The sequence below is a fragment of the Sphingobacterium thermophilum genome (genome assembly GCF_039541675.1).
In the GTDB taxonomy this organism is placed as follows: domain Bacteria; phylum Bacteroidota; class Bacteroidia; order Sphingobacteriales; family Sphingobacteriaceae; genus Sphingobacterium; species Sphingobacterium thermophilum.
This window is the reverse complement of the sequence record NZ_BAABGR010000029.1, coordinates 1-12,077: the sequence shown is the minus strand read 5'-3', so window position 1 is coordinate 12,077 and position 12,077 is coordinate 1. Positions and strand designations below refer to the sequence as shown.

The 12,077-nt window shown below is 35.2% G+C and carries 4 protein-coding genes and 1 CRISPR repeat array; of the genes, 1 reads left to right on the top strand and 3 read right to left on the bottom strand.

Annotation, left to right across the window (positions count from 1 at the left end; translation table 11 throughout):
• Positions 1 to 298 precede the first annotated feature (298 nt).
• Positions 299 to 5,130: a CRISPR direct-repeat array (repeat unit 46 nt; unit sequence GTTGTGAATTGCTTTCAAACTTAGGTTTTCCGATATTTACAACAAC).
• A gap of 108 nt (positions 5,131 to 5,238) precedes the next feature.
• The 3 genes from cas2 to cas9 are packed head-to-tail and all read right to left on the bottom strand — an operon-like array spanning position 5,239 to position 10,944.
• Complete coding sequence (gene cas2, locus ABD873_RS09760; protein ID WP_345067865.1) at positions 5,239 to 5,544, bottom strand: CRISPR-associated endonuclease Cas2; 306 nt, start codon at positions 5,542 to 5,544, stop codon at positions 5,239 to 5,241.
• A gap of 27 nt (positions 5,545 to 5,571) precedes the next feature.
• On the bottom strand, positions 5,572 to 6,465 hold the full coding sequence (cas1, locus tag ABD873_RS09755; protein WP_345067863.1) for a type II CRISPR-associated endonuclease Cas1: 894 nt from the start codon (positions 6,463 to 6,465) through the stop codon (positions 5,572 to 5,574).
• Between the two features lie 9 nt (positions 6,466 to 6,474).
• Positions 6,475 to 10,944 carry a type II CRISPR RNA-guided endonuclease Cas9 gene (cas9, locus tag ABD873_RS09750; protein ID WP_345067861.1) on the bottom strand — a complete coding sequence of 1,490 codons (4,470 nt, stop codon included), beginning with the start codon at positions 10,942 to 10,944 and terminating at the stop codon, positions 6,475 to 6,477.
• Positions 10,945 to 11,274: 330 nt separating this feature from the next.
• Between cas9 and ABD873_RS09745 the strand changes: the two genes are divergently transcribed.
• Positions 11,275 to 11,949: a superoxide dismutase gene (locus ABD873_RS09745; protein WP_345067859.1), complete on the top strand. Its 675-nt coding sequence runs from the start codon at positions 11,275 to 11,277 to the stop codon at positions 11,947 to 11,949.
• Positions 11,950 to 12,077: the final 128 nt, after the last annotated feature.

Below are 12,077 nucleotides of genomic sequence, written 5' to 3'. Positions count from 1 at the left end.
ATTTCCAAAAAGTGTAATGTACATTACACTTATTTACCCTCATTCATTATATTTACAATATGATTACAAGAGAACAATTCGGCACCATCGAGGCATTGTTTGACTATTACAATAAAGAGCTATTCAACAATCAGCTTAACGACTGTATGCTTAACCTATCACGCAAAAACGGCACAGCGGGCTTTTTTGCACCTGAACGGTGGATGCACCCAGACGGGATTAAGAAAGTTCATGAAATCAGCATCAACCCTGATACATTCAATATCGATGACGAGGAATTTCACCGTACCCTTGTACAGTTGTGAATTGCTTTCAAACTTAGGTTTTCCGATATTTACAACAACCGGCCAAAAATATTATGCAGCAAAGGATTAGTTGTGAATTGCTTTCAAACTTAGGTTTTCCGATATTTACAACAACGAGAATAGGTTTACTTCCCTACGGATGTCGGTTGTGAATTGCTTTCAAACTTAGGTTTTCCGATATTTACAACAACAGAAAGGCAATATATATATATGCCATTAGAGTTGTGAATTGCTTTCAAACTTAGGTTTTCCGATATTTACAACAACTAGGTTCATGAGTTTATATATGCAAACTTAGTTGTGAATTGCTTTCAAACTTAGGTTTTCCGATATTTACAACAACCGGTATATCTGATATCCCACCCTTTAGCTGGTTGTGAATTGCTTTCAAACTTAGGTTTTCCGATATTTACAACAACCGCATAACCATGATATATTGTCGCGGCTTAGTTGTGAATTGCTTTCAAACTTAGGTTTTCCGATATTTACAACAACACACCCTTATTCAGCCATTCCCATGTTGTGGTTGTGAATTGCTTTCAAACTTAGGTTTTCCGATATTTACAACAACGATAATCGGATACAGAGCGACAAGGAGATAGTTGTGAATTGCTTTCAAACTTAGGTTTTCCGATATTTACAACAACAATTTGATAAAGACCATCGGGAGTATGTGCGTTGTGAATTGCTTTCAAACTTAGGTTTTCCGATATTTACAACAACATTTTGTGTTAACAAAACAAAGAAAGGAGAGTTGTGAATTGCTTTCAAACTTAGGTTTTCCGATATTTACAACAACATTTCTTGCGTGTTGCTAATTCGGTTAGTAGTTGTGAATTGCTTTCAAACTTAGGTTTTCCGATATTTACAACAACAAACGGCAAACTTTGGGTACTTTGTGTGTCGTTGTGAATTGCTTTCAAACTTAGGTTTTCCGATATTTACAACAACTAAGAGATGATAATAATGGTTTCACTGTAAGTTGTGAATTGCTTTCAAACTTAGGTTTTCCGATATTTACAACAACGGAAGACACTACACAAAAAGGCTTTGACAAGTTGTGAATTGCTTTCAAACTTAGGTTTTCCGATATTTACAACAACGGGAGGACTAAGCAAAAAAATTGTATTCCAGTTGTGAATTGCTTTCAAACTTAGGTTTTCCGATATTTACAACAACAAGTGGACGTATCAACAACGAAAGGATACAGTTGTGAATTGCTTTCAAACTTAGGTTTTCCGATATTTACAACAACAGCTTATGGTGCAGAAAATAGCGGCTGGGAGTTGTGAATTGCTTTCAAACTTAGGTTTTCCGATATTTACAACAACCATAGTATATACATCGTTATTTTTACGCTGGTTGTGAATTGCTTTCAAACTTAGGTTTTCCGATATTTACAACAACCAGGAAGTTTATTAATGCATCACTTTGCAAGTTGTGAATTGCTTTCAAACTTAGGTTTTCCGATATTTACAACAACAAGTGGACGTATCAACAACGAAAGGATACAGTTGTGAATTGCTTTCAAACTTAGGTTTTCCGATATTTACAACAACAGCTTATGGTGCAGAAAATAGCGGCTGGGAGTTGTGAATTGCTTTCAAACTTAGGTTTTCCGATATTTACAACAACACATTTCTTAATTCCCAAGGCGGGTCGCAGTTGTGAATTGCTTTCAAACTTAGGTTTTCCGATATTTACAACAACCTTAATTATTTTATCACTCAATCTCATATCGTTGTGAATTGCTTTCAAACTTAGGTTTTCCGATATTTACAACAACAAAGGTTCCAGCAAAATAACCCTGACTGGAGTTGTGAATTGCTTTCAAACTTAGGTTTTCCGATATTTACAACAACGATAAAATCGAAAACCAAATAAAGCATTTCGTTGTGAATTGCTTTCAAACTTAGGTTTTCCGATATTTACAACAACCGATGCGAATATAGATAGTTTATTGCGGTTGTTGTGAATTGCTTTCAAACTTAGGTTTTCCGATATTTACAACAACCTGTTTGGCTTTGACCATATATCAAAGCTCGTTGTGAATTGCTTTCAAACTTAGGTTTTCCGATATTTACAACAACACTTCAATGAGAATGTGTTGTATTTTGAAAGTTGTGAATTGCTTTCAAACTTAGGTTTTCCGATATTTACAACAACAAAAAACATTCTCGGAGTTAGTGAATATCTGTTGTGAATTGCTTTCAAACTTAGGTTTTCCGATATTTACAACAACATAGATTTTCATTACTCAAATTAGCATTGAGTTGTGAATTGCTTTCAAACTTAGGTTTTCCGATATTTACAACAACAATGTGGTGCTTACTATAGTCCGATGGATAGTTGTGAATTGCTTTCAAACTTAGGTTTTCCGATATTTACAACAACACAGAACACGCATATGGTTAGTTGCGGATTGTTGTGAATTGCTTTCAAACTTAGGTTTTCCGATATTTACAACAACCAATCTTTTATTTCCCTATTCATTTTCTCGGTTGTGAATTGCTTTCAAACTTAGGTTTTCCGATATTTACAACAACCAACCTCGACAGTATAAGAGAAGCATTACTGTTGTGAATTGCTTTCAAACTTAGGTTTTCCGATATTTACAACAACTAAAGTAAGAGAAGCACTACTAAAAGTCGAGTTGTGAATTGCTTTCAAACTTAGGTTTTCCGATATTTACAACAACATTCCAACACTTTAATTTATTGTTTAACCTGTTGTGAATTGCTTTCAAACTTAGGTTTTCCGATATTTACAACAACTCCATAAGGCAGGCGACGTGTTCTCCTATGGTTGTGAATTGCTTTCAAACTTAGGTTTTCCGATATTTACAACAACGGTTCCGTACATCAGGGAATCCTGCAGAAGGTTGTGAATTGCTTTCAAACTTAGGTTTTCCGATATTTACAACAACGCGGTTGTATTCACCCTTCCATCCATAATTGTTGTGAATTGCTTTCAAACTTAGGTTTTCCGATATTTACAACAACCACCACGGCTATTGCCACACGTTTGGCTGAGTTGTGAATTGCTTTCAAACTTAGGTTTTCCGATATTTACAACAACCCTTTTCGACAGCAATTCCAAGATATTTAGGTTGTGAATTGCTTTCAAACTTAGGTTTTCCGATATTTACAACAACAAGAATACTTGATCATCAGCAACTAGCGTAGTTGTGAATTGCTTTCAAACTTAGGTTTTCCGATATTTACAACAACGTGGCTTCCGGTAATAGTGGGGTGGGGCGTGTTGTGAATTGCTTTCAAACTTAGGTTTTCCGATATTTACAACAACCCTCTTCTGGTCAATTCGGTCACAATTACAGTTGTGAATTGCTTTCAAACTTAGGTTTTCCGATATTTACAACAACGTCTGTTTCCAGATCAAACCCTCCAAACCGAGTTGTGAATTGCTTTCAAACTTAGGTTTTCCGATATTTACAACAACACTGCGCTTCCAACTTAGCCACACGGTCCTGTTGTGAATTGCTTTCAAACTTAGGTTTTCCGATATTTACAACAACGGAACTACACGAGTATATCACTAAGGTGTAGTTGTGAATTGCTTTCAAACTTAGGTTTTCCGATATTTACAACAACTAAAGATTTGACAACTTATATCGACCCTAGTTGTGAATTGCTTTCAAACTTAGGTTTTCCGATATTTACAACAACAAGGATTATGCATAAATCATCTTCCGAAGCGTTGTGAATTGCTTTCAAACTTAGGTTTTCCGATATTTACAACAACAATAATAAGCTTAATTTGGCAATGAATATGGTTGTGAATTGCTTTCAAACTTAGGTTTTCCGATATTTACAACAACCTATTACAAAAAAGAAACTACCACGTTCTGTTGTGAATTGCTTTCAAACTTAGGTTTTCCGATATTTACAACAACTTACGCTTGACCAACTTGTACTAGCAAAAAGTTGTGAATTGCTTTCAAACTTAGGTTTTCCGATATTTACAACAACATGGAGTTTTTAATACTTAAGTCAACAAAAGTTGTGAATTGCTTTCAAACTTAGGTTTTCCGATATTTACAACAACTAGCGTTTTCAACGTTCTGTTGAATTACGAGTTGTGAATTGCTTTCAAACTTAGGTTTTCCGATATTTACAACAACGTAAATACAGTACAAACACCTACAACCTATGTTGTGAATTGCTTTCAAACTTAGGTTTTCCGATATTTACAACAACATCTGGGAGGGTGATAACGTAACAAAGGCAGTTGTGAATTGCTTTCAAACTTAGGTTTTCCGATATTTACAACAACTAAAAATTTTTCATATTCTGTTTTCATGCAGTTGTGAATTGCTTTCAAACTTAGGTTTTCCGATATTTACAACAACAAAATTGTGTCCAGGCTTCAAAATATTGGAGTTGTGAATTGCTTTCAAACTTAGGTTTTCCGATATTTACAACAACTTTATTCATCACGACATCGCAGGAGAACAAGTTGTGAATTGCTTTCAAACTTAGGTTTTCCGATATTTACAACAACTACATTTGGGCAGATGCTCGGAGAGACGCTGTTGTGAATTGCTTTCAAACTTAGGTTTTCCGATATTTACAACAACCACAGCTAAATATAAAGAGTGGTTTGCCGAGTTGTGAATTGCTTTCAAACTTAGGTTTTCCGATATTTACAACAACCTAAGCCAACGAGTGCATCAAGCGCCGATTGTTGTGAATTGCTTTCAAACTTAGGTTTTCCGATATTTACAACAACCAAATACCAATCGTTCGTTGTCATCGCCTGGTTGTGAATTGCTTTCAAACTTAGGTTTTCCGATATTTACAACAACGTAAACAGCCTTAAAAACCTAAGTTTCAAATCGTTAAACCAAATTTTAGAAAACAAAAAATGCAGCTTAGTAAAGCTGCATTTTTTATTTTGGTATATTTTTTTAATTCTAAAATAGTTCCAACTGCTGTGGAGTTTCAGGGCGTATGTCCGGATTTTTACCGCTAAAAAGTTCTATGTCTCCAAATTGCTTGTCTGTAATCACCAAAATTCCAACTTTCCCTTTGTCGGGCAACAGTCTTTTGACACGTTTGACATGGACCTCCGCATTTTCCCTGCTGTTACAATGTCTGATGTAAATGGAAAACTGAAACATAACGAATCCATCACGCATGATTTCTTTTCGAAATCGGGCATGATTCTGCCTATCCTTCTTTGTTTCGGTAGGAAGATCAAAAAATACAAGAATCCACAAAATTCTATATTGATTTAGCCTTTCCAATTAATTTATCTCCGGATAAGTAATCTTGCGAGCGTTGCCTTCAAAACATCGGGCCAAAGAAGCTGTTGTTCGGGATACACCAACTAACAAAGGACTTGTCATATCGTCGAAATAGACATTCACTTGAGGAATCTGCAGAAGTCGCAATTTCAATGTGGTATCCAACTCTTGATAAGCTAAACCTTCGTCCACTATACGATAAACCACCCAATCCACAAAAGGGCGGTAAGGTTCCATAATATCGTCCGCCAGACAGTAGGCATTATACTTATTTCTATGAAAAATGCCTAAGGTAGGCAACAGTCCTGACGACACTAGTGCTCGTGCAACAACAGCACGTAAAACAGCATAACCATAATTCAGCAGATTGTTTGGCGGATCTCCTCCTCTATTTCTGTAAAATTGAAACTTATGGCTAAAAATACTCTGCCAATAAAACGCTGCCGCCCTGCCTTCCAAATTTTCCGGATCCCCAGATCGCACCTCCTTAGACCAGCGGTACATATTGTCTACCTCAAATCCTATTTTCTCCAGCACCCGAGCCTGATTCCATATTTTTGCAGACACGGTCTGTTGCCACAACTGCTTCTTCAACGGTAAAGAAGCATCCAGTTGATATCGAAATCTTTCTGTCTGAGTATGACCCCCATCCAAAGGCAGATGCAAACCTATAGGCATATGCGACTGGTCGCAGGTGATTACGGCCGCATTATTCTGAATTAATGCGGCCATAACGCCATGCGTAATGGTAATCTGTTGATGTTCCAAAACTAAAACACCAATATCTTCTATGGGCACTGTCCTCACCTCCTTTTCGGTATTGGTAATAACCAATTGACTATTTTGCAAAGACAGATAACAAGGATTAGTAAATACTAAAGTCTTTTTTATCATTTTTAACAACTATAGCAAACTATTAGGATTTAGATTTCCTATTCTGTCTATACCAACTTTTCTGCAAATTTCTTTAATCATTAAACCATCAATACTTCTTTCCATCTTGTTTAAAGCAGAATATTCTACCTTATTTACAATAGCAGTAGCTACACTATGCTGAATGAAGAAACATTGACTTCCTGATGAGCTGACCATTTTATAGATTCGCTCTGCCTTTTCTTTAGTAACTTCCGTTAAATCAATATCTAATCCATTATATATTTCTTCTTCAGTAGGCACGTAAACCAGATCGTTTGGAGAAAGATAAAATAATAAACTATGACCTTTTTCATTAGTTTCAGGGACAGGGGATAAACCCTGTTTTAATCTTTCTATTACTATATTTAATGGAATCGTACCAAAATTTCTTTTACCTTTTTCATCTTCATAAATAGCAAAGTATAAGTTTGTTCCTTTGTCTGCTTCTACGTATTTGAGCTTTTTATTTCCTGCTTCTCCCAATTGGAACTTACTTCCTAATTCAAAAACTCGGACTTTTTTTATAGGTTGATGAGATTTGCCTTCATTATACAAAGCAATATTGGCATTGAGTTCTTGTAAACCTTCTGGAGAGAAAGCAACTTCAGGGGACCCCTTAGCCTTTAAATATAAATAGTTTCTCAATATCTTCTGGATTCCTGTATCTGTTATAGAAGCAATTGTCTTTTTATTAAAAGAAATATCTATGGCTTTACGAGTAGCTGTAAGGATTTTACCTTTAGGAACTTTAACCCATGGAAGATGGACAATTCCGTAAAACGTATCCCTATGTAAAGATTTACGTATAGCCCATCTATCACCTTTAGTTTGAGGAACTAATTTTTTTATAAGTCTACCATTTTCCTCAACAAATTTCTCATACTTATTTGTAGTTTTATTAATAACTCTAAGATTCTGTTTAAAGCTTATTACAACCCTTTCTAAGGCTTGCTTCGCATCTAATACAAAAGTGGACCATGGTTTTATATACTCACTTAAAATTTCTTTATCTTTTTTATCTCCCGTTTTTTTCCACACATTACCTTCCTTAATCCATTTATCTACAGAGACTTTTTCTGTGTTTCTTAACGTTTTCGCTAATTGAAATTGCAAATGTCTTTTTTGAGCTTTAGCATTTTCATTGTTCAAGTATTGGATATGATTTACTGTTGCACACGCAATTACCAAAGCATCCAAAGCATGGTGGCGATGATCTAATCGTTTCTTTTCGAAACCTTTTGACAATTCAAATGGAACTGTTGGAATTATATGCCCTTCCTTACTAATGGATGTAAATGTATCTGTATTCAGAAGTTGATTCATTCGTTCAAAACGAGGAAGGATAAGTGCATTCCAAACATTATCTAAACCCCATTCTTTCCGCAAAATCGCAGTAACTTTCCCATTTCCCATCACCAAATTTTTTGAGTTCCCTTCCTCATCTTTTCCTCCCTCCTCTCTCACAATATTTGAAAGTAACGAACAAATATATTTGCTGATATATCTTGTATCGTTAATTTGCCTTTCAATCATTTTATCCGGAATTTCTTCTAATAAAAGATTATTTCTTTTCCTTGAATTTTTACTAAACTGTTCCTTAACCAAATCTTTGTATTCATTCTCTGTTAATATGCGGTATCGCTTATCCCCATCTATTACAATCTCTCCACCATGCTTTTTAATAAACTCCAATCCTAATTGCTTATCCTTTAATTTATTAACCGATGATTCACAAATAATTTTATTATTCAGACTATCATCAAAATAACGCATTCGAGGAATAACATGCTCTACTTCATATTCAGCCGAAAATAACTTGGTTAATGATATAATTTCTCCAGTATAAGGCGATCGATACTTTTGTTCTAACCAAAGCTTATAACGCACTAATTCTGCTTTTGTAGGTTCTGCTGTTTTACTGATTTTTAAATACTCTTCTGGAATATCAGTTGCAGAACTTAAAACACCTTCTTCATACAATTTTAACGCCTCGAAATGAGAAGGGGAATGAGGTCTAACATCCTCAACTCTTAGGTTTCCGTCTGTACTTTCTTTTAACTCTATCAATAATGCCTTTATACGTTGATTTGTAGTTTCATTTTCATCTGTTTTTTGAGCTAATCTCTTTCTTTCTTCTGCAGGATTCTTTAAATCCCGACCAAGTTCTATATGTATTTCTCTAAAGAAATCCTTCTCTCCCTTACCATAGTTGTCCCAAATATCTGCTACTACGCGTAATGTTTCGGTAACTACTTGTTCAACTATTGGGTTACGCAATGAATGTTGTTTGAATCCTTCTGGATTTTTAGAGTCCAAGAACCATCTAATATCCTCAGGAGACTTCCACTTATTTTGGTTTTCATTTTCTGAATGACGATCATACACTACGTATTGAGCCAACCACAAAGGTAAACCTTGAAAATCAGATTCTACTTTTAGTTGATGTTTTTCAGCTTGTTGACGCACCCTATCTTTTATTTTATCATCAAACTCACCATCTACAATTTTCTGGATTCTTTTTTTCGTATTCTCGTCAATATCATCCCATTTCCAATATTTCCCTGAACGCATCAAAGCCAATAACTTTTTAATAGCTTTTAATGAAAATCTACCGTACTCACTTTTATACGGAGGGTGCTTAATAAAGCTTTTGACAAACGATTCCTCATCTAAACTATAGCGGTTAGCGTAAGATCTTAAAGCTTTCTCAAACTCCAATTTATCTGTAACCGAGTATATTATATGCCATAGATGAATTTCTTTTTCCCTATCCAAGAAATCCGCTGATATTCCATCGACATTGGCAATCCGTCTTCTAATCTCATATCCAGTTTCATTCATTGGATAAGTTTTAGATTGATTCTTTTCTTCATCATATACATAATTCCATCTATATTTAGCAAGTTCTTGTGTGAGTTTCTCCTTTAAAGCTTTTGGCTTTAAATCAGGATTTAAGATTTTTATTTTAGGCTCTAAGAAAAAAGCTAATACATCATTTTGATTAACTTCTTTCTGTTGCATCAAAAAATCAAAAAAATTTTCCCAATCCTGGACAGAGTTTAAATATTCATCTGTTATATCAGCATTATCATCTTTTCTATAAATTCTAAAATTATACATCCACTGCCATACTCTAAACTCTTGATACAAAGGATGTGATTTGGGGATTGCTTTAAGGTACTGTCTTTTTTCAACCGAATTTCCTTTTACGTCTGTGACTTTATAAATATGATATTCCAGCGAACAATTGGTTATTGTAGATTTTTGACTTTTTAGAGGTCTCTGATAAAAAATGATATCATCTACAAAAAGATGCACAAAGTTTCTTTTGCTCAATTGAAATTGATGCTCTTCATTATTTCTATATAACTCTCTAATACAATCGTTATACCTGCCATCATCAAACAACTCAGGTTGAAGTTCGATTTGTTTCTTAAGAATTGCGATTAATTCCTCTCTATAAAACTTTCTTTCAATGGCTCTTACCAACTGACCACGAATTTTCTGAGAGGGATTTTTGAGAAGATTCTCATAAATATAAGTACCTACAGTTTGATTCTTACTTTCAATATCCTTTTCTGTTTTCTTTTTTAATAGGGTCCAGTCATCTTCACTCGGAGCCCTAAAACTTCTGCGTTCATTACCCTCTTTATCCACCTTAACAGAACCATCATCATTTAATTCTGTAGTAACAATAAAATCCTTAGTTAATCCCTTCCAATCCGATAAATCTATTTTACTAGACCGTCTATAAACCCAGCCATTCTCCAATTGTAAGGAATACCATCTTTCGCCTTTTTTATTAACTTCTTCATCAGCAATAACATCTACAATTTTTAAAGAATGAAACTCTACTAGTTTGTTGAGGCTTTCCTCCTCTTCCTCGCCTCGTAATTGATAATACCCACGCTTCTGATTAAAATTCAATATTATCCATGCCAATTCTTCTTTAGAAATTTTTTGTGATAAGGCTTTTTTTCTTAGATAATATATAGTCCAATCATAAGGAATGGGTTTATCCCAACCATTCGCTTTGAAATCCTCAACCATTTCTAGAAATGAAGACGTAAAAACAAACTCATATTCTCCTTCGTTCTTCTGTCTCCAAGCTATTTTAGGCTCTGTCTCATTCTTGAATTTACCTATCCTCTTGTCAAAATCTATTGATTGAGAATAATGCTTAGGTAAGAATCCTAATACATTTAAAACACGATGTAAACGTTCCCTACGTAAAAGGTGTCTTTCCCTTAATCTACGTGTACCTCTAAATGTTGTCCTGTCTCGTGTTTGTGAAATAGAGTTTCCTTTCCCAAAATCATCCTTTATATCTTGAGTCATAGGAATAATTCTACTTCCTAACCCCAAAATTCTTCCTTCTTTCTTTTCAAAATCATGATTAATCAATGCCCACCCAATAGAGTTGGTGCCTAAGTCGAGGCCTAAAATATTTTTACCCATAATCCAGATTTTTAAGTATCTAAATTTAATATCAAAATTTATTAAAATTTTACGGTTTCCCGTATTTTGCTAATTCAAAATATTATTATATTTGCTTTTGAAAGCAATTCACAATAAGGATTATTCCGTTGTGAAAACATTTGGGTTGCCTCTTGTCCATAAATCAGGAGGCATTTTTTATTCTCCCCTTTTAAAATTTATCAAATCCTTTTTTGCGCACCGCTTCTCCAAACAATTCCTTTAAAATGACGTTATATTAATAAATTTATTAAATATGCTTACTATATTTAGTACTTGGAACTATTTTTGAAAAACGATAAAATGATGAAGATGAATATTTTTAAGACTGCACTGGTAGCTACAGCTTTATTTGCTGCTCAGACGACATTTGCACAATTCAAACAGACCCCACTTCCATATGCGTATGACGCCTTGGAAGGAGCTATCGACGCCAAGACCATGGAGATCCACTACAGCAAGCATGCTGCAGGATATACGGCCAACCTGAACAAAGCTATTGCAGGAACGCCGGCAGAGAAAGAATCTATAGAAAATATTTTAGCTAAGGTGTCACAATATTCAGATGCCGTGCGTAATAATGCGGGAGGCCACTACAATCACGAGCTGTTTTGGTCTATCCTAACCCCTAACAAGGGTACTAAACCTTCGGCAGCCTTACAGAAGGCTATAGACGAAGCGTTCGGTTCCTTGGATGCCTTGAAAGAAAAAATCAATGCTGCAGGTGCGGCGCGCTTCGGTTCGGGATGGGCATGGCTTATCGTGGACAATGGAGGCAAGCTGCAGGTAACCTCCACCCCTAATCAGGACAATCCGCTCATGGATATTACTAAAGAAAAGGGAACGCCAATCTTGGGTATAGATGTGTGGGAACATGCCTACTATCTAAGATATCAAAATAAGAGAGCGGACTACCTCACCACGATCTGGGATGTTATCAACTGGGAGGAAGTATCGGCACGATATGAGAAAGCCTTGAAAAAATAAAAACAACAAAGCCCTGAACATTGGACTACCCCCAAAAAGTTGGACGAATTTATGCAATATTTTTGATATGATGAGCTCGGTATTCTACCGGGCTCATTCCATTTAAATTAGTTCTTATCCTTTTGTCG

Coding starts and splice junctions, on each gene's coding strand:
- cas1 (WP_345067863.1), bottom strand. CDS start 6,465: ATGATAAAAAAGACTTTAGTATTTACTAATCCTTGTTATCTGTCTTTG.
- cas9 (WP_345067861.1), bottom strand. CDS start 10,944: ATGGGTAAAAATATTTTAGGCCTCGACTTAGGCACCAACTCTATTGGG.
- ABD873_RS09745 (WP_345067859.1), top strand. CDS start 11,275: ATGAATATTTTTAAGACTGCACTGGTAGCTACAGCTTTATTTGCTGCT.